We start from the raw sequence: 24,844 nt of genomic DNA, 5'->3' as shown, positions 1-24,844 counted from the left end.
CGAGCCCAGCCTACGGGTTAGAGGGCGGCGATCTTCACGTGCAACACGGCGGCCTGGCCCGCGTCTACCGCGGCAATGCAGCGGGCCAGGGATGCTTGCAACTGCAGCGGCTGCGTCACGTATTCGCCATGCGCGCCAAAGGCCTGCGCCACCTGGTCGAAGCGGCGCACCTCGCCGGAGAACTGCGCCTGGAACTGCCTGCTTGCGGCGGCCTCGCCCTCGGGGTAGACACGCAGCACGGCTTCCTGCACCGCCTGCCAGCCGCCGTTGTCCAGGACCACGGTGAGGATAGGCAGGCCATACCGCTGTGCCACGGCGTAGACCGAAGTCGGCGTCGAAAAGTGGAAGCCGCCGTCGCCCACTACCTGCACGACGCGCCGATCCGGCAACGCGAGCTTCGCGCCGAGCGCCATGCCGCCGCTATAGCCCAGGCCTCCGCCCGAGCAACCGATCAGCGTGCCTGGCTGGGTGCGCATCACCTGCTGCAGCACCGCGGGCGAATTGCGGATCGCCTCGTTGACGACGATGTCCTGCGGCGCAATCGCGCGGTTGATCGCCGCAGCCACGAAGGCCGGTGCGATCGCGCCGCTGCCACCCGGCTGCGCACCCGCGTCGGCAATGGCCGCCAGCCGCTGCGCTCGTTCGGAAGGCCAGGCGGCCGTGCGTTCGCGCACGCGCTCCGTGAAGGAAGCGTCGGCCAGCTCGCGCACCGCCTGCAGCACGTCGGCCAGCGCCTGGGCGCAGTCCGCCTGCAAGCGCAGGTCGCTGGCGAAGCCCCACATCGGGAAGTCCTGCTTCAGCGGGTCGATGTCGATGTGGATGAAGCGCGTACCCGCATCGGCGCGCGTGAACTTGGGCAGCCAGGGCACGTCGGTATCGAGCAGCAGGCACAGGTCCGCGCCCGCCAAGGCCTTGGCCGGGTCGAAGCCGCCGAAGCAGGGCGAGTCGCGCGACACGCTCATGGCGGTCGGCATGAATTCGTGGACGCGCACGCCGCACTCCATCGCCAGCGCTTCCAGCGCTGCCACCGCCTGCGGCTTGCGTCCCAGGTAGGAGGCGATCGCCACCGGCTTGTTCGCCTGCAGCAGCGCCTGCGCGACCTCGCGTGCCGCGCCGGCAGACAGGCCGCCCGCCTGCACCGGGCCGAAGCGTTCGGCCGGAAAGCTGGCCACTTGCGCCGACGGCCATTCCTGCGCCAGCGTCTCGCGCGGCAGCGTGAGGAACACGGGACCGGGCGGGTCGCTCTGCATGACGCTGTGGGCGCGCCGCAGCACCTCCTTGGCAACCACGCCGCTGGGCAAGGTGTATTCCCACTTCACGTAGGGACGCACCAGGCTGCCGATATCGAAGGGGTCCTGGACGAAGTGCACGTAGTTGTCGCGCGAGCCGGGCAACTCGCCGCGCAGCGTGAAGGGCGACTTGCCCGCCATCAGCAGCACCGGCCAGCGCGAGCGGAACAGGTTGTGCATGCCCATTGCCGCATTCGCGGTGCCCGCATCGACGTGCACCAGCACGCCCTGGCCGCGCCCGGTGACGGCGGCATAGCCCCCGGCCATGTGGATGGCGACGTTCTCGTGCGGGCACAGAACGACTTTCGGCTGCGGCCGCCCCTCGCGCGCGAACAGCGCCATCGCTTCGATCAGCGACACGTGATCGGTGCCGAGGTTGCAGAACAGGTGCTCGATGCCGGCTTCCACCAGGCCATCGAGGAAGTGGCAGGCCGTGCTGCGGTGCGAGTCGGGGCTCATGATCCCGCAGGATAGGCAGCGGCCGGCGCATGCCGATGGGGGAAACCCTTTTGTGTTTTCTGGCGCTGCGGTGGGCTGCGGTTCGGCTGCGGGTGCTTCAAGCCATTTCTGAACGCAGAAGTCGCAGAAGCAACGCAGAACACGCAGAAGAATTCCTGAAAGGTTTCCTTCTGCGTGTTCTGCGCGACTTCTGCGACTTCTGCGACTTCTGCGTTCAAGAACACTCGTGCAAACCGCAGCCGCGAGTAGTTGCTGCCGCGTTATCCCGGCAACATCTGCGGATTGAACGCCACTTCCCAGAGGTGCCCGTCCGGGTCCTGGAAGTAGCCGGCGTAGCCGCCCCAGAAGGTGTCCTGCGCCGGCTTGACGATCAGCCCGCCGGCGTCCTTCGCCTGCGCCATGACGCCGTCGACTTCCTCCCGGGTTGCGAGGTTGTGCGCCAGGCAGCATTCGGTGGCGCTGCGCGGGCCGAGCGGCAGGCCGCTGTCGTGCGCCAGGCTGGCGCGCGGCCAGAGCGCGAGGCGCAGACCCAGTGCGAGGTCGAAGAAGGCCACCGCGCCGTGCTCGAACTGCTGCCCGACGACGCCCTCGGTGGGCAGGCCCAGGCCGTCGCGGTAGAAGTGCACGGCGCGTTCGAGGTCGTCGACCGCCAGGGTGATGAGGGTGATGCGGGGCTTCATGGCAGCGCGGGCTCGGGTGCGGCCATGATGCCGCAGAATGGGGCGCAGGAGACCCGCATGGACGAGAGGCAGCATCACATCGCGGTCGCGGGCACGCGCCTGGCCGGACTGCGCCGCGCTTTCGAGCGCAGCACCCACGTGCTGGCCGCGCGCTGCAGCAGCAAGGGCCGGCTCGGCGGCCGTGCGCTCGACGCGCATCAGGTGGCTTCGTTCGAGCTGGCCTGGGCGGCCGCGGACCTGCTGGCGGCCGAGACCTCTCTCGCCCGGGTCGATGCCGGCAGCAGCGCACTCGATGCGCAGTTGGCACTGCTGTTTGCCGTCGACGCAGCCGGCGCCGTGCAGGCGCGGCTGGAAACGCTGTTCCTCGAGCTGGGGCTGCCGCTGGCGGAGCTGAACGGCGACAGCGATGGCGCCGCATGGAATGCCCTGCGCCAATCGGCCGCCGGCGCACAGGCGCTCGCGGCCGCCGGGCGGGCAGTGATCGACGTCCAGGGCGAGGTCGGCGTGGTGCGCCTCGAAGAAGCGCATGCCCTGGCGCAGGATGCCTTCCGCCGCTTCACGGCCGAAGTGGTGGCGCCGCAGGCGGAGAAAATCCACCGGCAGAACCTCACCGTCCCCGAGTCGCTGCTGCAGCCGCTGCGCGAGATGGGCGTGTTCGGCCTCTCGATCCCCGAGCAATACGGCGGCAGCGCGCCCGACGCGCGCGAGGACGCGCTGCTCATGGTGCTGGTGACCGAAGCGCTCTCCGAGGGCTCGCTGGCCGCTGCCGGCAGCCTGATCACGCGGCCCGAGATCCTGGGCCGCGCGCTGCTGGCCGGCGGCACGCGCGAGCAGCAGGCGCACTGGCTGCCGCGGCTGGCCGCCGGCGATCCCCTGTGCGCCATCGCCATCACCGAGCCGGACCACGGCTCGGACGTCGCCGGCCTGACGCTGCGGGCCACGCGGGCGGAGGGCGGCTGGCGGCTCGATGGCGCCAAGACCTGGTGCACCTTCGCCGGCAAGGCGGGCCTGCTGATGGTGGTGGCGCGCACCGACCCCGACCGCTCGCTGGGCCACAAGGGGCTGAGCGTGCTGCTGGTGGAGAAGCCTTCGTTCGACAGCCACGATTTCGAGTACCGGCAGGGCGGCGGCGGCGCGCTTGCCGGCCGCGCGATTGCCACCATCGGCTACCGCGGCATGCATTCCTTCGACCTGCAGTTCGATGACTTCTTCGTGCCGGATGCCAACGTGCTCGGCGGCGAAGCGGGGCTGGGCAAGGGCTTCTACTTCACGATGGCAGGCATGGTGGGCGGGCGCATGCAGACGGCGGCGCGCGCCTGCGGCGTGATGCGCGCTGCCTTGCGGGCCTCGATCCGCCATGGGCAGGACCGGCACGTGTTCGGCCAGCGGCTGGTCGATTTTCCGCTGACGCTGGCCAAGCTGGCGCGCATGGGCGCGCGGCTGGCCGCCTGCCGGCAGCTCGCGGTGCACGTGGCAGCCCTGGTCGATCGCGGTGAAGGCCGCATGGAAGCGAGCCTGGTCAAGCTGCTGGCCTGCCGGTCCGCGGAGATGGTCACGCGCGAGGCGCTGCAACTGCATGGCGGCATGGGCTACGCGGAGGAGTCGGCGGTCAGCCGCTACTTCGTCGATGCCCGCGTGCTGTCGATCTTCGAGGGCGCCGAGGAGACGCTGGCGCTCAAGGTGGTGGCGCGCAGCCTGCTGGAAGGCGCGCTCGCCGGCGGCACGCAGGCACAGGCTTAGGCGCTGGTCACGCTCGCGGGCAGGTCGGGCAGCGCAAGGCCCGCGGCCCGCGCGGTGCTGCGCAGTTCCGCGAACGCCATCGCCGACGCGGCCTCGTAGGTCTGGATCGCGTCCATCACGCGCGGGCGGCGCTGCAGGTAGGGCCCGGCATCGGCAGCGAGTTGCCAGAAGAAGTCGGTGGTGTTGCGCGCGCTTTGCAGCAGGGTGGCATGGGCGTCGCTGCTGCCGTCGGCTTCGCCCAGCGCATCGCGGCAGGCGGCCAGCCGGTCGAGGAAGCGGTCGTAATCGGGCGGCGCGCCGCTTTGCACGAAGCCCGGATAGGCACGCAGCACCGCCACCAGCTCCTCGTTCCAGCGTCGCAGGTCGGCATGCAGCTGCTGGAAGTTGGCGACCGCAGTGCGGCGCGTCTCGGGATTGCGGCCGTGGGCGAGCAGGCGGGCCAGCAGCGCGCAGAGCTCGGAGGCGGGGATGTCGGGCATGGCGCGGTCCTCAGGTTGTTGTGACCGCCATCGTGCCGCGCCGCGGCCGGCGTGCCCACTGCCGCTTGGGATAGGCCCGATGGCGCACCCGCGCTACATCCGCAGTCGCGTCGCGTAGCCGGTCATCTCCAGATAGCCGCGGCCGACGCGACGGCCCTGCGGGTCGATCAGGTCCGAGAGGCCTTCCCAGTAGATCGCGCCGGTGGAGCTGCGGCTGTCGAGCTCCTGGTTGTCCATCAGCGCCCGCACGGTGTGCACGCCCGCCGGCGTGCGCAGCGTCCATTCGACCGGGTAGTTCGCGCCGGAGAGCGGACTGCTCCAGCGCCGCTGCGGCCGGAACTCGGTCTCGCCGGGGAGCGACACATGCAGGGCGCCTTCTGCGTTGCGAAAGGAGCCGCCATCCCACAACGTGCTGCCGTCGGCGCGGCGCAGGCGAAAGGCGGTGAGGGCGCCGCCGTCGTCCAGGTTCATGCCGAGCCAGTCCCAGCCCACCGCCTCCGGCGGCAGGTACTCGTCGCTCCACTCATGATCGAGCCACGCCTTGCCGGTGACCGCGAGCGGGCGACCCTGCACCGAGAGCGTGCCGGCCACCGCCAGTTGTGGCTGGCTGTAGTAGTAGCTCGCGTTCTTCGGCAAGGGCCCCTTGCGCGAGAGGCCCTGCTCGCCTTGCAGCAGCACCGGTTGCGTCGCCGCGCAGCGCAGGTCGAACGCGAAGCCGCTGGCAGGCACCATCGCGTGCCACGTGTCACCCTCTCGCACCAGCGTCCAATCGTGCAAGCGCAGGCGGCCATCGTCCTGCGCGGCCTCGGCGATGCCGAAGCCGGCCCGCGCGATCCGCTGGTCGTGCAGCAGCCTGCCGCCCGCAAGGTCGGTGACCGCCGCATGCGCGAACAGCAACTGCTTGGCGGCAAACCGCGATCGCAAGTCCTGCGTCTGCGCGACCCGCGAGCGGAAGAAGGTGACCTGGAAGCCGAACCTGCGCTCGCCTTGCTCCGCGTGCCCGGTGATGTACCACCACTCGGTGCGCGACGCCGGATGGGCGCCGTGGTCCGCGGGGAATTGCAGGTGCGCTGCGGGCAGCGCCCAGGCGGCCGGACCGCAGGCCAGGGCAGCGAGCAGCGGACGCCGGCGGATCACCAATCCTCCTTCACGGCCAGCACGGCATCGCGTCCCGCGGCCGCGCGGCCGGCGAGCCAGGCCGTCAACGTGCCCGCGATCACCACCGCCGCGCATAGGGCGATCAGGCGCGCCCAGGGCAGCAGCAGGTCCATCGTCCAGTGGAAGCTTTGCGGGTTGACCACGTGCACCAGCACCAGCGCCACGCCGAGGCCCAAGGCCAGACCCGCCAGCGCGCCGATGAAAGTCCACGCCGCGCCTTCGCCGGCCACCACGGTGAGGATCTGCCGGCGCGTGAGCCCGAGGTGCGCGAGCAGCCCGAATTCCTTGCGCCGCGCGAGCACCTGCGCACTGAAGCTCGCCGCCACGCCGAACAGGCCGATCGCGATCGCCACCGCCTGCAGCCAGTAGGTGACGGCGAAGCTGCGGTCGAAGATGCGCAGCGAGATCGCCCGCACGTCCGCCGCCGAGGCGAACTCGATCAGGCCGGGGTCGCCGCTGGTGCGCGCCACCAGGGCACGCACGCGCGCCTGCACGTCGTCGGCCGAGGCGCCCGGCGCCAGCCAGATCTGCGCGTCGTTCACGCGCGCGTCGCCGGTCAGGCGCAGGTAGTCGCGCTGGTCCATCGCGATGGCGCCGGCCTGCCGCGCGTAATCGCGCCATACACCGGCCACCACGAAGGGGCCGGGCCCGAGCGCCGGCTCCAGCAGGTGCAGCGGCTGGCCGCGGCGCGCGCCGTACAGGTCGACCATCGCCTCGCTGACGTACACCGGCACCGCGCCGGCGGGCACGGCCACCGCTTCGCCCACCAGCGGCAGCGTCTTGCCGGCATGGCCGACGGTGCGCGCGAGCAGCGTCACCGGAGGCCGCGCCGGATCGAGCAGCAGGTTGCGCACGCGCAGGGTCGACATGCGCGCGACGCCGGGCACCTGCGCGAGTTGCTGCACGAGTGGCGCTGGCAGGAAGGCGGTGTCGCCGGCCGCCGTGCTGTTGCTGGTGCGCAGGTAGAGGTCCGCGGGCAGCAGCACGTCGAGCCAGTCGGCCACCGACTGGCGGAAGCTCGCCACCATCACGGTCAAGGCGACCGCCAGCGACAGGGCCGCGACCACGCCGCTGACCGCGACGGCCGCGCTCTCGCGCACGCGCCGTGCGCGCTCCACGGCCAGCAGCGGCAACAGGCGATTCGCCACGTAAGGCGCGAGCCGGTCGTACAGCGCACCGACCGCCCCGGGCAGCACCGAGATGCCGCCCACCAGCAGCAGCCCCACCGAGATGTAGGCCGCAAGCGGGATGCCCGCGATCGGAGGCAGCAGCGCCAGCAAGCCGGCGGCGGCCAGCATCAGCCATCCGGGCAGGTGGCGCCGGCCGCGCGGCAGCGCCGTGCCCAGGCCCTTGAGCGTCTGCGCGAGCGGCAGCCGTGCCGCATTGCGCGCCGGCAGCCAGCCGCCGACGATCGCTGCGGCCAGGCCCAGGCCGCCGTAACCCGCGGCCGCCAGTCCGTTCCACTGCAGCCGCGGCTGCACGCCGGGAAAGTAGCCGCCACCGAGATCGCCGCCAAGGAGCGCCAGCGCCGCGGCGGCCAGCGCCGAACCGAGGGCGATGCCCAGTGCGCTGCCGACGAGCCCCAGCACGCCGGACTCGGCCAGCACCAGTTGCAGGCGCTGGCGTGCAGTCAGACCCAGCACCCCGAGCAGCGCCAGTTGCTGCGCGCGCCGCGCGACGCTCAGGGCCAGCACCGAGAACACGAGGAAGGCGCCGGTGAACAAGGCGACCAGCGCGAGCACGGTGAGATTCACGCGATAGGCGCGCGAGAGCTGGCTCACGCGCCGGCCCGCGTCGCCCGGCTCGGCCGCCTGCACGTCGGCGGGCAATCGTTGCCGGCGCAACCAGTCCGCGTGCGCCACGCCCGGCCGCAGCTGCAGGTCGATGCGGGTGAGCTGGCCGTCGCGCGCGAACAGGTCCTGCGCGGCGGCGATGTCCATCACCAGCAGCGGCCCGCCGCCGGTGCGCGTGCTGCCGGCCACGCGCAGCGTGCGCAGGGCGAGGCCGGCCTGCACCTGTACGCGGCCGGCGGGCAGCAGCGCCTGCGCAGCCCGGTTGAGGAACACGGTATCGGGCGCGAGCACGGCCAGGCGCTCGCTGCCCTCGGCCGGAACGGGGAGCAGGTCGGGCGCCACGCTGCCGGCGACGAGCGCATCGATGCCGAGCACGCGCAAGGCCACGCGCGTGCCGTCCCGCGCGATGGCCAGGGTCTGCAGTTCCAGCACGGGGCTGGCGGTGCGCACCTCGGGATCGGTGGCGACGCGCGCGTAGAGGGATTCGTCCATCGCGCCCTGGATGGCGCGCAGTTCCAGGTCCGGCTGGCCGCCGGCCGAACGGGCGGCGCTGGAGAACTCGTCGAGCGCCGAGGCGTTGATCAGGTGAACCGAAAAAGCCAGCGCCACGCCGAGCATGACGGCGAGCACGGCGGTGGCATTGCGCCACGCATGATGGCGGACTTCCTGCCAGGAGTAGGTGGCGAGGAGCGCGAGCATCGGGCGATTGTGCCCGCGTCCCCGACGACCACGCGTGCTTAGGCGGTCTCTCCCATGAGTTCTTCCTTGCGCGCCATCAGATCATCGCGCATGGCCATCAGGTCCAGCTTGCGGGCCGAACGGGCTTTCGGGAAGATTTCGTTGCGCTCTTCCTTCACGTGGTGGTCGATGTACTCGCCCAGCACGGTGACCTTGGCGTCGAACATCTCGTCGGCTTCGCTTGCGCCTTCGAGCTGCGCGATCAGGTCCTTGGCGGACTGGTGCTCGACCTGCGCCTCGGCCAGCATGTCGGTGTCCTTCAGAACGGCCCGCAAGGCCGGGTAGAAGATCTCTTCCTCGATCTGCGCATGCACCGTCACCTCGTGGCAGATCTGGCGGGCCAGGTCCATCTTCTTCTGCGGGACGCTGCGGCCGCGCGCGTTCATCAGTTCCTCGTACTCCTTGAACATCTTCTTGACCGCGCGGTGGTCGGCGTCGAGCAGGTCGCAAGCATCTTTCGGGGCACGGGTTGCCATCGTTCGTTCTCCTTGGTGAATGGCACTACATGATCGTGAGCGGGCGCGCCATGCCTTGTAGGAGAACGGCGGTAGCTGTGCTTGTGGTGCGACTACGCGCGTACGGTTCGGCGCGCGCGGTGCATGCGGGCGCTTCCGACCCGGCGCGTGTCACATCGGCCGACGGCCCCGGCTTCGGTCCGCCTCTACGCTTGGCGACGTCTAAAGAAAAGGAAAGCCAATGGACCAGGAGTCGCAACTCGACGCCGCCCGCTCCCGGACCGACCAGGTCCAGCGCGACCTCGAAGTCGCCAGCGCCGAACTCGGTCTCACGCACGGGGCGCTCGAGCGCGAGTTGCCCGCGCACGTAAAGAAGGGGGACGTCGCCTGGGCGATCCGGCAGAACGCCGCGCTGGAGAAGAAAATGCAGCAGGCGGCGGAGGAGCTCGAGGAGGTATCCGAACTGCTGGAACAGGTGCAGGCGCGCTCGTGAGGGCGCAACTAGAATCCCGGATGCTGTAGACGAAGAGAAGGTGTCGCCGGTGAGCGTTCGCGTATTTCTGGTCGAGGACATGGTGCACATGCAAGGCATCGTCACGGACCTGCTGGCCGGCGTGGGCGACTTCAGCCTCGCCAGCACCAGCGGCACCGAGGCCGAGGCCAAGTTCTGGCTCTCCGAGCATCCCGGCGCCTGGGATCTTGCGGTGATCGACCTGGTGCTGGACCAGGGCAGTGGCATGGGCGTGGTCTCGCAGGCGCGCAGCTGCGCGCGCGAGCATGGCGGCAAGATCGTGGTGTTCAGCGACTACGCCAGCGACGGCATCCGCGACCACTGCCTGCGGCTGGGTGCCGACGCCGTCTTCCTCAAATCGGAGTCCCGCGAATTCATGGAGTACTGCTCCTCGATCGGTGGCCTCGAAGCCACCGCCACGCCGTGAAGCGCCGCGTCCTGCTGGCTGCCAGCACGGCTGCCATGCTGCTGGCCGCCTGCGGCAAGGAGGGGGGCGACAAGCCTGCGGCGCAGCCGTCGGCCCCCGTTTCGCTGGAACGCATCGCGGCGGACGCCAAGGGCTTCAACGTCGGTTCGACGATGAGCGCGCGCGTGGTCTACGTCTTCTTCGACGCGCAGTGCCCGCACTGCGCCGCCCTGTGGGAGGCCGCCAAGCCGCTCAAGCCGCAAGCGCGTTTCGTCTGGATTCCGGTGGGCCTGCTGGGGGACAAGAGCGTCGCCCAGGGCGCAGCCATCCTCGCTGCCGCCGACCCGGTCGCCAGCATGGAGCAGAACGAAGCGTCGGTGCGCCAGCAGCAAGGCGGCATAGCCGCGATGGGCGTGGCCGATGCGCAGAAGCAGGCGGTGCGCCAGAACACGCAACTGCTCACCGCCTTCGGCTTCGGCGGCGTCCCGACGATCATCGGCAAGAACGCGCAGAGCGGCGAACTGGTGACGATCGACGGCGCGGTGCCGACGGCCGAATTGGCGCAGAAGCTGGGGCTGACGTCACCGGGATGACTTGATCGCTCGCACACACGCGAGCGGTGCGGCCGGGATCACTCTGCAATCCCGTCACTTCGCAACTGCAGCACGCGATCCGCCTGCTGCGCGGCCGCGGCCGAGTGCGTGACCAGCACCAGCGCGCTGCCGCTCTCGCGCGCCTGTCCGCGCAGCACTTGCATCACACGCGCCGCGGTCGCCGGATCCAGGTTGCCCGTGGGCTCGTCGGCCAGCAACAGCTTCGGTCTGTGCACCAGGGCGCGTGCGATCGCGACGCGCTGCAGTTGGCCGCCGCTCAGCTCCTGCGGCAAGCGCGCACCCAATCCTTCCAGGCCGACCGCCTGCAGCATCGCCGCGACCCGGCTCGCATCGGGCCGCTGCAGCAGCAACAGCGGCAGCCCCACGTTCTGCGACACGTCCAGGTGCGGCAGCACGTGGAAGGCCTGGAACACGAAACCCAGCTTGGCTCGCCGCAGCAGCGCGCGGCCCTCGTCGGCGAGCGTGGCGAGGTCGGTGCCGTCGACCAGCACGCGGCCTTCCTGCCACACGTCGAGGCCGGCCATGCAATTGAGCAGCGTCGACTTGCCCACGCCGGACTCGCCGACGATCGCCACGAACTCGCCCGCAGCGACCTGCAGCGAGACGTCGCGGAACACCGCGACCTCGCCATAGCGCTTGGCCAGTCCCTGCACCTGCAGCATCAGGCGGCCACCCCGGCGGCGCGCAGCACGCGTTGCAGGGCATCGGGCGCGTCGCAGGCGATCACGCGCCGCTCGGGCAGGCCGCGCAGCCAGGTGAGCTGGCGCTTGGCGAGCTGCCGGGTGGCGGCGATGCCGCGCTCGCGCAGCGCGGCCACCGGCTCGTCGTGGTCCAGCGCTTCCCATGCCTGCCGATAGCCCACGCAGCGCATGCTGGGCAACTCGGCATGCAGGTCGCCACGCGCGCGCAGTTGCCGCACCTCGTCGAGCAAGCCTGCGGCCAGCATCGCGTCGAACCGCTGCGCGATGCGGGTGTGCAGCCAGCCGCGATCCTCGGGTTCGAGCGAGAGGAAGAGATCGGGACGCAGCCCCGGCGCGGCCTGCGCCTGCGCGTGGAAATGCGACAAGGGCTGGCCGCTCACGCGCCAGACTTCCAGCGCGCGCTGGATACGTTGGGCGTCGTGGGGCGCGAGCCGCGCGGCGGTGACGCGATCCACCGCCGCCAGTTGCGCGTGCAGCGCCGGCCAGCCCGCGTGCGCGGCTTCGGCCGCGATGGCTGCGCGCACCTCGGCATCGGCCGCCGGCATGGTCGCGAGTCCTTCGAACAGCGCCTTGAAGTACAGCATGGTGCCGCCCACCAGCAGCACGCGCCGGCCGCGCTCGCGGATCGCGCGCACGAGCGCCTGGGCATCGGCCGCGAATTCGGCGGCGCTGTAGGCCTGCGCGGGATCGCGGATGTCGATCAAGTGGTGGGGGATGCGCGCGCGCTCTTCGGCCGTGGGCTTGGCGGTGCCGATGTCCATGCCGCGATAGACCAGTGCCGAATCGACGCTGACGATTTCCGCGTCCAGCGTCTCGGCCAGCAGCAGCGCAGCGGCGCTCTTGCCGGAGGCGGTCGGCCCGGCGAGCGCCACCAGGGCGGGCAGCGCATCGGTGGACATCCGGTCGAGAGTAGCAGAGACCAGCTCCCCGTCGATCACGCGGCCCGCGTGCAAATGGTTTCACCGTTCACCGCAAAGGTGCCCCCAGGCGGACAATGGTCACAGTGAAATTTCGAGGAGCAGTGGGTGGAACTGAGGGTGTTCCTTGTGGAAGACCTGCAGCGCATGCGTGGTTTGCTGGGTGACCTGTTCTCGTCCATTGGTGGTTTGACGATCGTGGGCGCCGCGCCAACCGAAGCGGAAGCGAAGCTGTGGCTCGACGAGCACCGCGGCGGGTGGGACGTGGCCGTGGTCGATCTCGTGCTGGAGCAGGGCGCCGGCATGGATGTGATCCGCCGCGCCAAGGCCGACCCCGGTGGCGGGCGGATCGTCGTGTTCAGCAGCTACGCGACGCCGGGGGTGCGGCAGCACTGCCTGGACCTGGGCGCCGATGCGGTGTTCGACAAGGGCCAGACCGGCGAGTTCATCGGCTGGCTCGGCGGCTTGAGCAGCCAGGAAAATTCCGGGCCATGATCTGCTCAGCTGGCTGGATGCGTCGGAAAGTTCGTACCACGTGACGTCCCCGCTACCGACAGTCAGCACGCCCACGCGGACTAAAATCACGACATGACTGGAACCAGATCCGGCAACGGACCCGACGAACGCGACGCAGGCTCCTGGGCCACGGAGTCGCTGCCGATGTCCGTGCGCAAGGAAATGCTCGAGCGGGAGCTGAGCAAACTCGGCTTCCACAAGGCTGGGCAAGCGAGCCCGTCGCACGAGGGCGGTTCGGCCCAGCAGCAACAGCAACCGCAGGGTGGCAGCCACCCCCAGGCGGACGCGGGCCAAGGCGGCCACTCGAACTAGCACCCCAGGCCTTTGGCCCCCCGGTCGCTTCGTACAATCCGCCCGCGCATCCAGCGCGGGAGCGGCACTTGCAACAGGCACGAGCAATCACACTGGGCGGCCAGCCCCTGGCCGGCGGGCGCTTGCCTGCGATCTGCGCGCCGCTGGTGGCCCGTACCCGCGCGGCCCTGATCACCGAGGCGCAGGCGGTGGCCGCCAAGCGCCCCGACCTGCTGGAGTGGCGGGTCGATTTCTTCGCCGCCCTCACCGACCCGGCCGAAGTGCTCGCGGCGGCATCCGCCTTGCGCGAAGCCGCGGCGGGCGTGCCCATCCTGTTCACGCGCCGCGCCCGGCGTGAGGGCGGCCAGCCCATCGCCCTCGACGAGCCGCAGGTGCTGGCGCTCTACCAAGCGGTGGCGGCCAGCGGCTGCGTCGACCTGATGGATTTCGAGATGAGCAACGCCGCGGACGACGTCGCCCGCGTTCGCGCGCTGACGCAGCGGCACGGGCTGCCGCTGGTGCTGTCGTTCCACGATTTCCAGCGCACGCCCTGCGCGGCCGACCTGGTGGCGCGCTTCGCGCAGGCGCGGCAGCTCGGCGCCGACATCGCCAAGGTGGCCGTGATGCCGCAATCCATGGGCGAGGTGCACGCGCTGCTCGGGGCCACGCTGCAGGCCAGCGGCGAACTGGATATTCCCGTCATCAGCATGGCGATGGGCGGGCTGGGCGCAGTGAGCCGCTTGTGCGGCGGCGTCTTCGGCTCCGCGCTGACTTTTGCCGTGGGTGCGTCGGCCTCGGCGCCGGGGCAGATCGCGATCGAGGACGTGCGCGCCGCCCTCTCCGTCCTGCAGCGCGCTACTGCAGGCTGAAGAACTGCGCCAGCGCCTCGCGGTACTGCGCCTGGCCCACGGCCATGGTGCTGAAGTGCGAGCCGCCTTCGACCAGCATGAACTTCTTGCGTCCGGGGGCCGCGTCGTACAGGCGGCGCCCCAGCTCGCTGTGGATCAGGGTGTCTTCGGCCCCGTGCACCACCAGCAGGGGCGCGTGCACCTTGGCCACCTTGTGGAGCGAATCGAAGTGCTGCGTGATCAGCGGCGCCAGCGGCAACCAGCCCCACTTCATGCTGCTGGCGACGTCGGCGATCGACGTGAAAGTGCCTTCGACGATCACGCCCTGTTCGTCCTGCACCCGCGAGGCCAGGTCGATGGCGACCGCCCCACCCAGCGAATGGCCGAAGACGTAGCGGGGCCGCTTGCCGTACTTCGCTGCCAGCCAGGACCAGGCGGCGCGTGCATCCTCGTAGGCCATGTCCTCGGAGGGCAGGCCGGGCGTCGATTTGCCGAAGCCGCGATAGTCGATGGCCAGCACCGAGAAGCCCAGTTCCTGCATGCGCCGAATGCGCGGCGCCGAGCCTTCGACGTTCCAGCGGGCGCCGTGCAGGAACAGCAGCACCGGGCCGGACTCGGGATGCTGCTGCGCCGCCAGCCACAGGCCGTGCAGGCGCGAGTCCTCGCCGGTGACCTCGGAGTGGAACGGGATCCACACGTCCTGCATGCCCTCGGCCTCGGAGGCGCTGCCGCCCCAGGCGTTGTCACTGGGCTGGAAGATCCATTGGCGCTCGCGCGCGTCGAGGCTGGAGCAGCCGACGGTGAGCAGGGTGGCCGCGGCGATGGCGGTGAAGAGCAGGCGGCGATTCATGAACAGTGGCAGACCCGCTGCCGGGCGCTAAGTTCAGCCGTTTACCGGCCGCGCAGGAACAAGGCGTCCAGTTCGCGCAGGCTCAATTGCCGCCAGGTGGGCCGCCCGTGGTTGCACTGGTCCGAACGCTCGGTTGCTTCCATCTGCCGCAGCAGCGCGTTCATTTCCTCCAGCGTGAGCTTGCGGTTCGCGCGCACTGCGCCGTGGCATGCCATGGTGGCGAGCAGTTCGTTGCGGGCGCGTTCGACCACGCTGCTGGCATCGTGCTGCGCGAGTTCGGCCAGCACGCTGCGCGCCAGCTCCACCGCGTCGCCCTGCGCCAGGCTGGCGGGGACCGCGCGCACGGCCAGGGTCCTGGGCGTGAAGGGGGTGATCTGCAGGCCGAGCGTCTCCAGGGTCGCCTGGCCGGCTTCGGCCGTGGCGATCTCCGACGGCGTGGCGGCAAAGGTGGCGGGGATCAGCAGCGGCTGGCTATGCAGCGCCTGCGCGTCCATCTGCGTCTTCAGGCGCTCGTAGACGATGCGCTCGTGCGCCGCGTGCATGTCGACGATCACCAGCCCGTGCGCGTTCTCGGCAAGGATGTAGATGCCTTGCAGTTGGGCGATGGCGCGGCCGAGGGGCCAAGTTTGATCGGGCTGGCTGTTCGTAGGCTGGGCTGCCGCAGGCACCCCGGCGATTGCCGCCGAAGCTGGGGTGCCTGCGGCAGCCCAGCCTACCGGGCCCTTGCCCCAGAGCGCGCCGAGATCCGACACCGGCTCGCCCGCGAAGGGAATCGCCGGCTGCCGCCACGGCGGCATCGAAGGCGCTGCGATCGGTAGCGCCGCCTGCGCTGGCGGCACCACGCCCGCGCGCGGTGCCGACAGCGCCGACTCCAAGGCGCGCCGCACCGCCTGGTGCACCTCGCGGCCATCGCGAAAGCGCACCTCGATCTTGGTCGGGTGCACGTTGACGTCGACGCGCTCCGGGGCGATCTCCAGGTGCAGCGCATACACCGGCTGTTTCTGCCCGTGCAGCAAGTCTTCGTAGGCGCTGCGCGCCGCGTGCGCGATCACCTTGTCGCGCACAAAGCGGCCATTGACATAGGCGAACTGCCAGTCGGCGCGCGAGCGGGCCGCATCCGGAATGCCGGCGCGGCCGCTGATGCGCAGCGGCCCGGCGCGATGGTCGATGGCGACGCTGTCGGCCAGGAAGTCTTCGCCCAGCACATCGGCCAGTCGTTGCTCGCGCGTGCCGGGGCGCCATTGCTCCACCAGCTTGCCTTCGTGCCACACCGTGAAGCCGACATCGGGCCGCGCCAGCGCATGGCGGCGCACGGCCTCCAGGCAGTGGGCCAGCTCGGTGGCGTCGGTCTTCAGGAACTTGCGGCGCGCCGGCGTGCTGAAGAACAGCTCCTTCACTTCCACCGTGGTGCCGGTAGCGCGCGCCGCGGGGCGCAATTCGCCGGTGCCCGCATCGAGCAGGAAGGCGCTCGCCTGGCCAGCGGTGCGCGAGAGCAGGTGCAGCTCGCACACCGAGGCGATCGCCGCCAGCGCCTCGCCGCGAAAGCCCATGGTGACCACCGACTCCAGGTCCGCCAGCGAGCCGATCTTGCTGGTGGCGTGGCGCTTCAGGGCCAGCGGGAGTTCCTCGCGGGCGATGCCGCAGCCGTCGTCCTCGATCGCGATCAGGCGCACGCCACCGGCGAGCAGGCGAACCGTGACCTGCGCCGCGCCCGCGTCCAGCGCGTTGTCCACCAGTTCGCGCACCACGGAGGCCGGGCGTTCGACCACCTCGCCGGCCGCTATCTGGCTGACCAGTTCGTCGGGCAGCTCGCGGATCGGGCGGCGCGGGGTGGGGGACAGGACGGCACTCATTCAACTCATTCTAGGGGCGGTGATAATCCCCGCCATGGACGTGCTGATGCTGCTCGTCGACTTCATCCTGCATGTCGACCGCCACCTGGAAAACTTCGTGACGAATTACGGCGCCTGGGTGTATGCGCTGTTGTTCCTGATCATCTTCATCGAGACGGGGGTGGTCGTCATGCCCTTCCTGCCCGGCGACTCGCTGCTGTTCGTGGTGGGCGCGATGAGCGGCGTCGGCGTCATGAGCTATCCGCTCTCGGTGGCGCTGCTGATCGCGGCGGCGGTGCTCGGCAACCAGAGCAACTACACGATAGGCCGCTACTTCGGCCCGCGCGTGTTCCAGTGGGAGGACTCGCGGCTGTTCAACAAGCGCGCGTTCGAGCAGGCGCATGCCTTCTACGAGAAGTACGGCGGCATCACCATCGTGCTGGCGCGCTTCATGCCCTTCCTGCGCACCTTCGCGCCCTTCGTGGCGGGCGTGGCGCAGATGACGCGCCGCAAGTTCAGTCTCTATGACATCACCGGCGGCACGCTGTGGGTCGGCGGCGTGATCACGGCCGGCTACTTCTTCGGCAGCATCCCCTGGGTGAAGGCGAATCTGGAAAAAATCATCTGGGCGATGATCCTCGTGCCGGGACTGCTCGTGCTGGCCGGCGCGTGGAAGGCCAGGCGCAAGAACGCGGCCGCAGCCCGCGGCTGAGCGCCCAGCGGCTGTGCTTGGCGCCGGCCGCTTGTTACCGCATGTTCGCGGCGGGCCTTGGCCATCGGTGGCGGAACGTGATGCCGTCGCAAGCAGTGTGGACGCGCTCGGCTACGGTTCGATACGGTGTTTACCTCTCCCGTCGAGGGCACACCTTCCGAGATGAAAGCATTCGTGCCTTCTGCAAGCGCGCTTTCCAGACAGCGTTCAAGGGAGACACCATGCACTGGAACATCCGGCTCTCGGCCCTGGTCCTCGCCACCTGCGGCCTGGCTGCCTGCGGCGGCGGCGGTAACGACAACTCGAACCCGGCCGCGCCCGCTCCGGCACCGGCGCCAGGACCGGCCCCTGCGCCAGCGCCGGGTCCCGCACCGTCAGCGGCACCGGCGACGCTCGGCGACACGGTGGCGCTCACGGCTTCGGGACGCCTGATCTCCTTCAACCGCACGAGCCCGGGCACGCAACTCAGCACGGCCACCATCAGCGGCCTGACCGCCAGCGAAAGCCTCGTCGGCATCGACCGCCGCCCGGCCGATGGCGCGCTCTACGCCCTGTCGAATGCGGGCAACATCTACACGCTGGATCCGCTGACCGGCGTCGCCACGCTGAAATCCACGCTGCGGCCCGTTGCGAACGACGACAACCCCTTCACCGCCTTGTCCGGCACCAGCTTCGGCATGGACTTCAATCCCCTCAACGATCGCCTGCGGGTAGTGAGCGACACCGGCCAGAACCTGCGCGTCAACGTGGACACGGGCGCGGCCACCACCGACACCGCCATCAATCCGGCCGGCTCGGTGATTACCGCGGCCGCGTACACGAACTCCTTCGTCGGTACGACCGGCTCGCAGCTCGAGGTGCTCGATGTCGCGGCCGGCCGCCTGTTCCAGTTGAACCCGCAGAACAACGGCACCCTGGACGCGGGCGTGCCGCTGGGCGTGGCGGCCGACGCCAGCAACGGCTTCGACATCGATCCGCGCACCAATATCGGCTACGCCGCCCTGCAGGTGAACGGCCAAGTCGCGCTCTACACGATCGACCTCGGCGCCACCAGCGCCGCGGCGACGCGGGTGGGCGTCATCGCCGGCGGCGAGGCCATCCGCGGCCTCGCATTGGCAGCCGTGGCGGCACCGGTCGCCATCGCCCTGACCAGCGACAACCGGCTGCTGTCCTTCAATCCGGCGACGCCGAACACGATCGCGAGCAACGTCGCCGTCACCGGCCTGGTGGCGGGCGAAGTGCTGCGCGGCATCGACGTGCGCCCGGCCGACCAGCTGCTGTACGGCGTGACGGACGGCGGGCGGCTGTACACGATCGATGCGACCACCGGCGCCGCGACGCTGCGTGCCACGCTGACGGCCGATCCGTCGGATACCAGCGCGCCGTTCACCGGCCTGAACGGCACCATCACCTCCGTCGACTTCAATCCCGCGACCGATCGCCTGCGCGTGATCACCAGCAATGGCCAGAACCTGCGTGTCGTGCCCGAGAGCATGACCGTGAACGGCACGGTGTTCACGGCGGGCCAGGTGACGACCGACACGTCCCTCACCAACGCGAATGGCACCGTGCCCTCCATCGTGGCCGCGGCGCACACGGCCGGCGGTGGCTTGCACGACCTGGACCAGACCAGCGACCAGCTCGTGCAGCAAAGCCCGATCAACAGCGGCACGCTGACGAACGAGGGAGCGCTGGGCATCGACATCACGGGCGCGGCCGGGTTCGACATCGCGGGCGGCAACAACGGCCTCGTGCTGGCGGCCTTGCGCACCGGGACGAGCGGTCCGTTCTCGCTGTTCACGATCTCGCTCAGCTCCGGCGCGGCGACCCTGTACAACAACACGAGCGGTGATGCATCGCAGTCCTTGATCGGCGGTGCGGGCGGACCCGCCAACATCATCGACCTGGCGATCCGGCTCTGAGTGGCGGCGCGGGCCCGTCGCGGCTTGCGCCGCGGCTGGACCGCGCTCCGCAGCCTTCCTATGATCGGGGGCAGGAGACTGCCATGAACGCCCCCGAATCCCTGGCGCGCTGGAGCGGCGCCGCTTCCAGCCGCGTGCCCTTCTGGGCCTATACCGACGCGCAGCTGTATCGGCAGGAGCTCGAGAAGATCTTCTACGGCCCGCACTGGTGCTACGTCGGCCTGGCCATCGAGATCCCCGAGGTCGGCGACTATCGCCTCACCTGGGTGGGCGAGCGCCAGGTGATCATGGTCCGCGACCGCGCCGCCAAACAATTGGGGTCAGGTTCGGATTTCGCAGCTGCTGCGAAATCCGAACCTGACCCCAATTCGGGGATCCGCGTCGTGGAGAACCGCTGCGCGCATCGGGGCGTGCGCTTCTGCCAGCAGCCGCATGGCAAGGCGCGCAGCTTTGTCTGCCCGTATCACCAGTGGACCTACAAGCTCAATGGCGATCTGGCCGGGCTGCCGTTCAAGGACGGCGTGCGGGCGGTCGACGGGCAAGGGCAGCCGTGCGTGCAAGGCGGCATGCCCGCGGACTTCGACGTGAAGCAGCATGGCCTGACGAAGCTGCGCGTGGCGGTGCTGCACGGGCTGGTCTTCGCCACTTTCAGCGCGGAGGCGGAATCGCTCGAGGACTATCTCGGCCCGCAGGTCGTGCCGTGGCTGGCTCGCATCTTCGCGGGCCGCAAGCTCACCCTGCTGGGATACAACCGCCAGCGCATTCCGGGCAACTGGAAGCTGATGATGGAGAACATCAAGGACCCGTATCACCCGGGCCTGCTGCACACCTGGTTCGTCACCTTCGGCCTGTGGCGCGCCGACCAGAAAAGCCGCATGGTGATGGACGCGCACGGCCGCCACGCGGTGATGATCTCGCGCCGCAACGACGGTGGCGAGAACAAGGCCGTGACGCAGGGCGTGACCAGCTTCAAGGCCGACATGGCCCTGCACGACACCCGCCTGCTCGACGTGGTGCCCGAGCCCTGGTGGACGGTCGACGATCCCGCCAACCCCGGCACGCCGATCACGCCCAGCGTCACCATGATCACGCTGTTCCCCAGCCTCATCATCCAGCAGCAGGTGAATTCGCTCTCCACCCGGCACATCGTGCCGCGCGGCGAGGGCAGCTTCGACTTCGTGTGGACGCACTTCGGCTTTGCCGACGACAGCGAAGAGATGACGCGCCGGCGCCTGCGTCAATCCAACCTGTTCGGCCCGGCCGGTTTTGTCAGCGCCGACGACGGCGAGGTGATCCAGTACAGCCAGGACGGCTTTCGGCAATGGGGCGAGGACGGCCAGACGGTGTGCGAACTCGGAGGCACCGACACGCAGGGCACCGAGCACATGGTGACCGAGACGTTGATTCGCAGCATGTACGCCTACTGGCGCAAGGTGATGGGCGTATGAGCCGCCGGGCCGCCCCAAGGCGAATAGTCCCGCAGCGCGTAGTGCGGAGGGTAGTCCAGTGAGCGAGCCGAGCGACATGGGCCGGGCGCGCGAAGATGCCATTGCGATGCTGCTTCTGCGCAGCGAGATCGATGCCTTCAACGCCGACTATGGCGCGGCGCTGGACGAACGCCGCTTCGACGCGTGGCCCGATTTCTTTCTCGCGCAGGGTCGCTACAAGGTGCAGGCCCGCGAGAACTTCGACCGGGGCTTGCCGCTGGCGCTGATCGATCTGGAAAGCCAGGGGATGATGAAGGACCGGGTCTACGGAATCACCCAAACCATCTACCACGGGCCGTATTACACGCGGCACGTGGTGGGGCCGGTGCAGTTGCTCGCGCAGGAGGGAAATCGCCTTCGTGCGCAGGCGAATTACGCGGTGTTCCGCACGCGGCCGGGCGAGGTCAGCGAGGTGTACAACGTGGGCCGCTACATCGACGAAATCGAACGCACGCCCAGTGGCCTGAAGCTGGCCAGCCGGGCGTGTATCTACGACAGCGAGATGGTTCTCAACTCGCTGATCTACCCGATTTAGCGGTTGAGAGCGTGGCCGGGCTTCGTGAGCTGGTTGCCGGCAAGCGCACCGGCGCCGGCACCCAGGATCGTGGCGCCCGTGCCACCGATGGCGCTACCCACGAGGCCGCCGACCACGGCTCCGCCAACGGTACCGACGGTCTGGCGGTCGCCCATCGAGGCGCAGCCACCCAGGCCCATCAGGGAAGCGGCCGTGAGGGCCGCGGCAATGAACTTCGTCTTCATGAGGATCACCTTCCAACTGTTTGTTCGCCAGCCGCGAGAGGCGCGGCAACCTTGTGCATATGAATGTAGAAAGGCTGCTGTTGCGGGGCTGTAGGAGCCGCGAGACAGGCGCTGTCGTCTCTACACAGCCCTCATTGCAGGCGCTCGGGAATTGGCTGAGGCACCCCAGGCATATTCATTTGTCGGAATGCAAAAGCAAACGGGGTCGAAGCTTTCGCCTCGACCCCGCTCGCGCGAGCGCCTGCTGGTGCTTCAGCGCTTGGCGGCCTGGTTGCCGATGAGGGCGCCGGCGCCGGCACCCAGGATGGTCGCACCCGTGCCACCGACGGCGCTGCCGACCAGGCCACCGACCACGGCGCCACCGACGGTACCGACGGTCGAACGATCCATGTTGGCGCAGCCACCGAGGCCCAGCAGGGAAGCAGCGGTCACGACAGCAGCGATGAATTTCGTATTCATGGGATACCTTCCAGTTCTTTGTCCGAAAACCGCGAGAGGCGCGGCAACCTGTGGCATCCAATGTATGTAGAAGGAGGCTGCCGGACTGTAGGAGTCGCCTGATGGGCTGTGTCGGCCAGCCGCAGGGCCGCGTGCAGGAGATGGATGAGCGGCTGAGGCAGAAAGGTCGAGTCGCGCGCCAGCCATGCGGCTGACGCGGGTGGCTACAGCGGACGGCTGCGCGCGAGCGGCGGATTGCGCGAGAAGTAGCGCTCGACCCCGCGGATCAGCGCGTCGGCCAGCTGCTCCTGGTAGTCGCCGCTGCGCAGCTTCTGTTCTTCCTCGGGGTTGCTGATGAAGGCCGTCTCCACCAGCACGCTCGGAATGTCGGGCGCCTTGAGCACCGCGAAGCCCGCCTGTTCCACCTGCCCCTTGTGCAGCTTGCCGAGCGCGCCCATCTCGCCGAGCAGCGCGCTCCCGAGCTTGAGGCTGTCGTTGATCTGCGCGGTGGTGCTCATGTCCAGCAGCGCGCGCGAGACGTGCAGGTCCTTGCTCTTGATGTTGATGCCGCCGATCAGGTCGGCCTTGTTCTCGCGGTCGGCCATCCAGCGCGCGGCGGTGCTGGACGCGCCGTTCTGGCTCAAGGCGAAGACGCTGGCGCCGCGGGCGGTCGGGGTCATGAAGGCATCGGCATGGATGCTCACGAACAGGTCGGCCTGCACCCGCCGCGCCTTGTCCACGCGCACGTGCAGCGGCACGAAGAAGTCGGCGTCGCGCGTGAGGAAGGCGCGCATCGGGCTGCCCTTGACGCTGACGGCGTTGATGCGCTCGCGCAGCAGTTCGGCGATCTGCAGCACGACGTCTTTCTCGCGCGTGCCGCCGGGGCCGATCGCACCCGGGTCCTCGCCGCCGTGGCCAGGGTCGAGCGCGACGATGATCAGGCGGTCGGTCTTGGCCATGGCCAGCGCCGGGCGTGCGACTTCGGCGGCCGGCATCGTCCGCGGCGCGCGTTGGGTCTGGCGCGCGATCAGCTCGCCCAGCGCGTCCACGGCGGGCGCTTCGGCCCCTGCAGGTGCCGGCGGCACGGGCGGCAGGGCTGCGGGCTTTTCCTTCAGGCGCTCGGCGATCAGCGCGGCCAGCGGATCCGCCGTCTTGGGCGGATAGAAGTCGACCACCAGGCGATGCTGGTAGGCGGCCACCGGCGGCAGGTTGAACACCTGCGGCAAGGTCGCCTGCTTCAGGTCGACCTGCAGGCGCACCGTGCCGGGCACGGGTTGGGTGACGCGGATGCCCGCGATGTAGGGGTCGTCGGCACGCACCTTGGCAACCAGCTCGCGCAGGGTGGGATCGAGCGTCAGGCCGGCGATGTCGAGCGACAGCCGCCCCGGTTCCTGCCGCAGCGTGCTGGTGAGCAGGCCATCGGATTCGAGGGTGAGGCGCGTGTATTCGGGCGCCGGCCACAGGCGCACCGCCAGGACCGTGGCACCGCGCGCGATTTGCGCGGCACCGAGCAGCAGCACGACGCTGCCCTGTTGCAGCAAGGCGCGGCGCTTCATGCCAGCAGCTCCGCGCCGCGGGCCGTGTTGGCCTGCAGCGTGACCGCGCGCCGGTCAGCGTCGAGCAGCGCGATGTGGATGTCGAGGTCGGGCAGCGGCAACAGGCCCGCGGCGTTTTCGGGCCACTCGGCGATCTTCAGGCCGGGGCCGGCGAAGATGTCGCGAAAACCGGCGTCCTCCCATTCGCGCGGATCGTCGAAGCGATAGAAGTCGAAGTGCCACGCGGTCTGGCCCGGCAACTCGTAGGGCTCCGCCACCGCATACGTGGGCGACTTGACGCGGCCCTGCACGCCCAGGGCGCGCAGCAGGTGGCGCACCAGCGTGGTCTTGCCGGCGCCCAGGTTGCCGTGCAGCGCGATGAAGGCATCGGCCAGCGCGGGCTGCGCCGCCAGCTGTTCGGCGAACGCGCGCGTGTCGTCCTCACCCGCCCAGGTGAGGGGGGATGAAGCGCTTCCTACAATCGGCGCGTGATGTTCGACAGCGGTCAGTTCGATGCTCCTTTTCTCTTGGCGCAGGTGCGCGCCTGGGGGGGCGAGCTTGGATTCTCCCAAATCGGCGTCGCGGGTGTGGACCTATCGAGTGCCGAACCGGGTCTGCTTGCATGGCTGGCCGAGGGTTTTCACGGCGACATGGCCTACATGCAGGCCCATGGTGTACGCCGGGCACGCCCGGCGGAACTGGTGCCGGGTACCACATCCGTGATTACCGCACGCATGGATTACCTGGCCGCCACACCCGAGGGCTGGCAGGCGATCGAATTCGACCGCTTGCAAAGTTCGCGTGAAGGCATCGTCTCCCTGTACGCCCGGGGCCGCGATTACCACAAGGTGTTGCGCCAGCGCCTGCAGAAACTGGCCGACCGCATCGCGGCGGCCGTCGGCCCTTTCGGCCATCGCGTCTTCACGGACTCGGCGCCTGTGCTGGAGGTGGAGCTGGCGGCGCGCAGCGGGCAGGGCTGGCGCGGGCGCCATACGCTGGTGCTCAATCGCGAGGGCGGCTCGATGTTCTTCCTGGGGGAGATCTACGTCGACCTCGCCCTGCCGGCCACGGAGCCGGTCGCGGATCACTGCGGCAGTTGCACCGCCTGCATCGACGTCTGTCCCACCGGCGCGATCGTGGCCCCGTATCGGCTCGATGCACGTCGCTGCATCTCTTACCTCACGATCGAGCACGCGGGGACTATCCCGCTCGAACTGCGGCCGCTCATGGGCAACCGCATCTACGGCTGCGACGACTGCCAGCTGGTGTGCCCCTGGAACAAGTTCGCGCGCACGGCCACGCTGCCGGATTTCGCACCGCGCGCTGGGCTGGTCGGGCAGCCGCTGGTGGCGTTGTTCGCGTGGACGGAAGAGGAGTTCCTGCGCCACACCGAGGGCAGCCCGATCCGCCGCATCGGCCACGAGCGCTGGCTGCGCAACATTGCGGTGGCGCTGGGGAATGCGCTGCGGCGCGAGGAGGATGCGCAGGTGCGGGCGGCGCTGCAGGCGCGCAGGGAGGACCCGAGTGCGCTGGTGCGGGAGCATGTGGGATGGGCGCTGGGCGTTGAGCGTTAGGGAAGAATGCCTTCAAGGATGTCATTGCGGGCTTGACCCGCAATCCACGACAGCGCTTGCACCACGGCTGGGTGGATCCCGGGTCAAGCCCGGGATGACATCCAACAGCCGGGGATGACATCCAACAACCCGGGATGACA

The 24,844-nt window shown here is 69.8% G+C and carries 27 protein-coding genes; 12 read left to right on the top strand and 15 right to left on the bottom strand.

The genetic code is table 11. The features are described from left to right. Window positions 1-17 precede the first annotated feature (17 nt). The 3 genes from JWP60_RS01310 to JWP60_RS01300 are packed head-to-tail and all read right to left on the bottom strand — an operon-like array spanning window position 18 to window position 2,428. Window positions 18-1,748, bottom strand: coding sequence for a thiamine pyrophosphate-requiring protein (locus JWP60_RS01310; protein WP_299785607.1), 1,731 nt, complete (start codon window positions 1,746-1,748; stop codon window positions 18-20). Then, on the bottom strand, window positions 1,745-1,966 hold the full coding sequence (locus JWP60_RS01305; protein ID WP_299785605.1) for a hypothetical protein: 222 nt from the start codon (window positions 1,964-1,966) through the stop codon (window positions 1,745-1,747). The genes JWP60_RS01310 and JWP60_RS01305 overlap by 4 nt, the downstream gene beginning before the upstream one ends. Before the next feature lie 42 nt (window positions 1,967-2,008). Next, window positions 2,009-2,428, bottom strand: coding sequence for a VOC family protein (locus JWP60_RS01300; protein WP_299785603.1), 420 nt, complete (start codon window positions 2,426-2,428; stop codon window positions 2,009-2,011). A gap of 57 nt (window positions 2,429-2,485) precedes the next feature. On the opposite strand from JWP60_RS01300, the gene JWP60_RS01295 reads away from it, so the two are divergent. Beyond that, window positions 2,486-4,168: an acyl-CoA dehydrogenase family protein gene (locus JWP60_RS01295; RefSeq protein WP_299785601.1), complete on the top strand. Its 1,683-nt coding sequence runs from the start codon at window positions 2,486-2,488 to the stop codon at window positions 4,166-4,168. Here JWP60_RS01295 and JWP60_RS01290 read toward each other — a convergent pair. The 4 genes from JWP60_RS01290 to JWP60_RS01275 form a co-directional block, all read right to left on the bottom strand. After that, window positions 4,165-4,647, bottom strand: a complete 483-nt coding sequence (locus JWP60_RS01290) for a hypothetical protein (protein ID WP_299785599.1) — start codon at window positions 4,645-4,647, stop codon at window positions 4,165-4,167. The genes JWP60_RS01295 and JWP60_RS01290 overlap by 4 nt on opposite strands. Window positions 4,648-4,740: 93 nt before the next feature. Next, window positions 4,741-5,784, bottom strand: coding sequence for a carotenoid 1,2-hydratase (locus JWP60_RS01285; RefSeq protein ID WP_299785597.1), 1,044 nt, complete (start codon window positions 5,782-5,784; stop codon window positions 4,741-4,743). Further along, the gene (locus JWP60_RS01280) at window positions 5,781-8,297 is read right to left on the bottom strand and encodes an FtsX-like permease family protein (RefSeq protein ID WP_299785596.1); all 2,517 of its coding nucleotides are present in this window, start codon (window positions 8,295-8,297) and stop codon (window positions 5,781-5,783) included. Before JWP60_RS01280 ends, JWP60_RS01285 begins: the two co-directional genes overlap by 4 nt. 38 nt (window positions 8,298-8,335) lie before the next feature. Continuing rightward, on the bottom strand, window positions 8,336-8,812 hold the full coding sequence (locus tag JWP60_RS01275) for a hemerythrin domain-containing protein (protein ID WP_299785594.1): 477 nt from the start codon (window positions 8,810-8,812) through the stop codon (window positions 8,336-8,338). Window positions 8,813-9,032: 220 nt separating this feature from the next. On the opposite strand from JWP60_RS01275, the gene JWP60_RS01270 reads away from it, so the two are divergent. From JWP60_RS01270 to JWP60_RS01260, 3 genes are read left to right on the top strand one after another with little or no spacing between them, the layout of a single operon-like run. After that, entirely contained in the window at window positions 9,033-9,284 is a 252-nt protein-coding gene (locus JWP60_RS01270; protein WP_299785592.1) for a hypothetical protein, read from the top strand. Window positions 9,285-9,333: 49 nt separating this feature from the next. Then, complete coding sequence (locus JWP60_RS01265) at window positions 9,334-9,729, top strand: hypothetical protein (protein WP_299785590.1); 396 nt, start codon at window positions 9,334-9,336, stop codon at window positions 9,727-9,729. Continuing rightward, window positions 9,726-10,301, top strand: coding sequence for a thioredoxin fold domain-containing protein (locus JWP60_RS01260; protein ID WP_299785588.1), 576 nt, complete (start codon window positions 9,726-9,728; stop codon window positions 10,299-10,301). Before JWP60_RS01265 ends, JWP60_RS01260 begins: the two co-directional genes overlap by 4 nt. Before the next feature lie 38 nt (window positions 10,302-10,339). Here JWP60_RS01260 and JWP60_RS01255 read toward each other — a convergent pair whose 3' ends face one another. Together JWP60_RS01255 and miaA are read right to left on the bottom strand one after the other, a co-directional pair. Beyond that, window positions 10,340-10,984, bottom strand: coding sequence for an ABC transporter ATP-binding protein (locus tag JWP60_RS01255; protein ID WP_299785586.1), 645 nt, complete (start codon window positions 10,982-10,984; stop codon window positions 10,340-10,342). Next, entirely contained in the window at window positions 10,984-11,922 is a 939-nt protein-coding gene (miaA, locus tag JWP60_RS01250; RefSeq protein WP_299785583.1) for a tRNA (adenosine(37)-N6)-dimethylallyltransferase MiaA, read from the bottom strand. Before miaA ends, JWP60_RS01255 begins: the two co-directional genes overlap by 1 nt. A gap of 126 nt (window positions 11,923-12,048) precedes the next feature. Here miaA and JWP60_RS01245 point away from each other — a divergent pair, with 126 nt between their 5' ends. The 3 genes from JWP60_RS01245 to aroD all read left to right on the top strand — a co-directional run bounded on the left by JWP60_RS01245 (window position 12,049) and on the right by aroD (window position 13,616). Further along, the gene (locus JWP60_RS01245; RefSeq protein WP_299785581.1) at window positions 12,049-12,435 is read left to right on the top strand and encodes a response regulator; all 387 of its coding nucleotides are present in this window, start codon (window positions 12,049-12,051) and stop codon (window positions 12,433-12,435) included. A 93-nt stretch (window positions 12,436-12,528) separates the two neighbouring features. Further along, entirely contained in the window at window positions 12,529-12,768 is a 240-nt protein-coding gene (locus tag JWP60_RS01240) for a hypothetical protein (protein ID WP_299785579.1), read from the top strand. A gap of 68 nt (window positions 12,769-12,836) precedes the next feature. Next, window positions 12,837-13,616: a type I 3-dehydroquinate dehydratase gene (aroD, locus tag JWP60_RS01235; RefSeq protein ID WP_299785577.1), complete on the top strand. Its 780-nt coding sequence runs from the start codon at window positions 12,837-12,839 to the stop codon at window positions 13,614-13,616. On the opposite strand, the gene JWP60_RS01230 is transcribed toward aroD, so the two are convergent. Together JWP60_RS01230 and mutL are read right to left on the bottom strand one after the other, a co-directional pair. After that, entirely contained in the window at window positions 13,603-14,445 is an 843-nt protein-coding gene (locus JWP60_RS01230; protein WP_299785575.1) for an alpha/beta fold hydrolase, read from the bottom strand. The two genes, aroD and JWP60_RS01230, sit on opposite strands and share 14 nt — an antisense overlap. Before the next feature lie 41 nt (window positions 14,446-14,486). Then, the gene (mutL, locus tag JWP60_RS01225) at window positions 14,487-16,298 is read right to left on the bottom strand and encodes a DNA mismatch repair endonuclease MutL (RefSeq protein WP_299785573.1); all 1,812 of its coding nucleotides are present in this window, start codon (window positions 16,296-16,298) and stop codon (window positions 14,487-14,489) included. A gap of 34 nt (window positions 16,299-16,332) precedes the next feature. Here mutL and JWP60_RS01220 point away from each other — a divergent pair, with 34 nt between their 5' ends. From JWP60_RS01220 to JWP60_RS01205, 4 genes are all read left to right on the top strand, one after another. Then, entirely contained in the window at window positions 16,333-16,989 is a 657-nt protein-coding gene (locus tag JWP60_RS01220; protein ID WP_299785571.1) for a DedA family protein, read from the top strand. A gap of 221 nt (window positions 16,990-17,210) precedes the next feature. Beyond that, a complete protein-coding gene (locus JWP60_RS01215) occupies window positions 17,211-18,911 on the top strand; it encodes a DUF4394 domain-containing protein (protein WP_299785569.1) in 1,701 nt (566 codons plus the stop codon). Between the two features lie 83 nt (window positions 18,912-18,994). Further along, a complete protein-coding gene (locus JWP60_RS01210) occupies window positions 18,995-20,359 on the top strand; it encodes an aromatic ring-hydroxylating dioxygenase subunit alpha (RefSeq protein WP_299785568.1) in 1,365 nt (454 codons plus the stop codon). Window positions 20,360-20,465: 106 nt separating this feature from the next. Then, a complete protein-coding gene (locus tag JWP60_RS01205; RefSeq protein ID WP_299785627.1) occupies window positions 20,466-20,933 on the top strand; it encodes an aromatic-ring-hydroxylating dioxygenase subunit beta in 468 nt (155 codons plus the stop codon). Here the strand turns inward: JWP60_RS01205 and JWP60_RS01200 are convergent. From JWP60_RS01200 to tsaE, 4 genes are all read right to left on the bottom strand, one after another. Further along, complete coding sequence (locus JWP60_RS01200; protein WP_299785566.1) at window positions 20,930-21,157, bottom strand: glycine zipper 2TM domain-containing protein; 228 nt, start codon at window positions 21,155-21,157, stop codon at window positions 20,930-20,932. The two genes, JWP60_RS01205 and JWP60_RS01200, sit on opposite strands and share 4 nt — an antisense overlap. Before the next feature lie 252 nt (window positions 21,158-21,409). Then, on the bottom strand, window positions 21,410-21,616 hold the full coding sequence (locus JWP60_RS01195) for a glycine zipper 2TM domain-containing protein (protein WP_299785565.1): 207 nt from the start codon (window positions 21,614-21,616) through the stop codon (window positions 21,410-21,412). A gap of 203 nt (window positions 21,617-21,819) precedes the next feature. Next, window positions 21,820-23,151: an N-acetylmuramoyl-L-alanine amidase gene (locus JWP60_RS01190; protein ID WP_299785564.1), complete on the bottom strand. Its 1,332-nt coding sequence runs from the start codon at window positions 23,149-23,151 to the stop codon at window positions 21,820-21,822. Then, window positions 23,148-23,612, bottom strand: a complete 465-nt coding sequence (gene tsaE, locus JWP60_RS01185; RefSeq protein ID WP_299785625.1) for a tRNA (adenosine(37)-N6)-threonylcarbamoyltransferase complex ATPase subunit type 1 TsaE — start codon at window positions 23,610-23,612, stop codon at window positions 23,148-23,150. The genes JWP60_RS01190 and tsaE overlap by 4 nt, the downstream gene beginning before the upstream one ends. A 9-nt stretch (window positions 23,613-23,621) precedes the next feature. Between tsaE and queG the strand changes: the two genes are divergently transcribed. Beyond that, window positions 23,622-24,704: a tRNA epoxyqueuosine(34) reductase QueG gene (gene queG / locus JWP60_RS01180; protein ID WP_299785563.1), complete on the top strand. Its 1,083-nt coding sequence runs from the start codon at window positions 23,622-23,624 to the stop codon at window positions 24,702-24,704. Window positions 24,705-24,844 lie beyond the last annotated feature (140 nt).

Origin of the sequence: Ramlibacter sp., from assembly GCF_028291745.1 — a bacterium.
In the GTDB taxonomy this organism is placed as follows: domain Bacteria; phylum Pseudomonadota; class Gammaproteobacteria; order Burkholderiales; family Burkholderiaceae_C; genus Ramlibacter.
Note: the sequence above shows the minus strand (reverse complement) of the source record. Positions and strands in the feature narration are given on the sequence as shown.

Bases quoted from the DNA above. Each gene is read 5' to 3' on its own strand.
- JWP60_RS01310 (WP_299785607.1), bottom strand. From the start codon at position 1,748: ATGAGCCCCGACTCGCACCGCAGCACGGCCTGCCACTTCCTCGATGGC.
- JWP60_RS01300 (WP_299785603.1), bottom strand. From the start codon at position 2,428: ATGAAGCCCCGCATCACCCTCATCACCCTGGCGGTCGACGACCTCGAA.
- JWP60_RS01295 (WP_299785601.1), top strand. From the start codon at position 2,486: ATGGACGAGAGGCAGCATCACATCGCGGTCGCGGGCACGCGCCTGGCC.
- JWP60_RS01290 (WP_299785599.1), bottom strand. From the start codon at position 4,647: ATGCCCGACATCCCCGCCTCCGAGCTCTGCGCGCTGCTGGCCCGCCTG.
- JWP60_RS01280 (WP_299785596.1), bottom strand. From the start codon at position 8,297: ATGCTCGCGCTCCTCGCCACCTACTCCTGGCAGGAAGTCCGCCATCAT.
- JWP60_RS01275 (WP_299785594.1), bottom strand. From the start codon at position 8,812: ATGGCAACCCGTGCCCCGAAAGATGCTTGCGACCTGCTCGACGCCGAC.
- JWP60_RS01270 (WP_299785592.1), top strand. From the start codon at position 9,033: ATGGACCAGGAGTCGCAACTCGACGCCGCCCGCTCCCGGACCGACCAG.
- JWP60_RS01255 (WP_299785586.1), bottom strand. From the start codon at position 10,984: ATGCTGCAGGTGCAGGGACTGGCCAAGCGCTATGGCGAGGTCGCGGTG.
- miaA (WP_299785583.1), bottom strand. From the start codon at position 11,922: ATGTCCACCGATGCGCTGCCCGCCCTGGTGGCGCTCGCCGGGCCGACC.
- JWP60_RS01240 (WP_299785579.1), top strand. From the start codon at position 12,529: ATGACTGGAACCAGATCCGGCAACGGACCCGACGAACGCGACGCAGGC.
- JWP60_RS01230 (WP_299785575.1), bottom strand. From the start codon at position 14,445: ATGAATCGCCGCCTGCTCTTCACCGCCATCGCCGCGGCCACCCTGCTC.
- mutL (WP_299785573.1), bottom strand. From the start codon at position 16,298: ATGAGTGCCGTCCTGTCCCCCACCCCGCGCCGCCCGATCCGCGAGCTG.
- JWP60_RS01220 (WP_299785571.1), top strand. From the start codon at position 16,333: ATGGACGTGCTGATGCTGCTCGTCGACTTCATCCTGCATGTCGACCGC.
- JWP60_RS01215 (WP_299785569.1), top strand. From the start codon at position 17,211: ATGCACTGGAACATCCGGCTCTCGGCCCTGGTCCTCGCCACCTGCGGC.
- JWP60_RS01210 (WP_299785568.1), top strand. From the start codon at position 18,995: ATGAACGCCCCCGAATCCCTGGCGCGCTGGAGCGGCGCCGCTTCCAGC.
- JWP60_RS01205 (WP_299785627.1), top strand. From the start codon at position 20,466: ATGCTGCTTCTGCGCAGCGAGATCGATGCCTTCAACGCCGACTATGGC.
- JWP60_RS01200 (WP_299785566.1), bottom strand. From the start codon at position 21,157: ATGAAGACGAAGTTCATTGCCGCGGCCCTCACGGCCGCTTCCCTGATG.
- JWP60_RS01195 (WP_299785565.1), bottom strand. From the start codon at position 21,616: ATGAATACGAAATTCATCGCTGCTGTCGTGACCGCTGCTTCCCTGCTG.
- JWP60_RS01190 (WP_299785564.1), bottom strand. From the start codon at position 23,151: ATGAAGCGCCGCGCCTTGCTGCAACAGGGCAGCGTCGTGCTGCTGCTC.
- queG (WP_299785563.1), top strand. From the start codon at position 23,622: ATGTTCGACAGCGGTCAGTTCGATGCTCCTTTTCTCTTGGCGCAGGTG.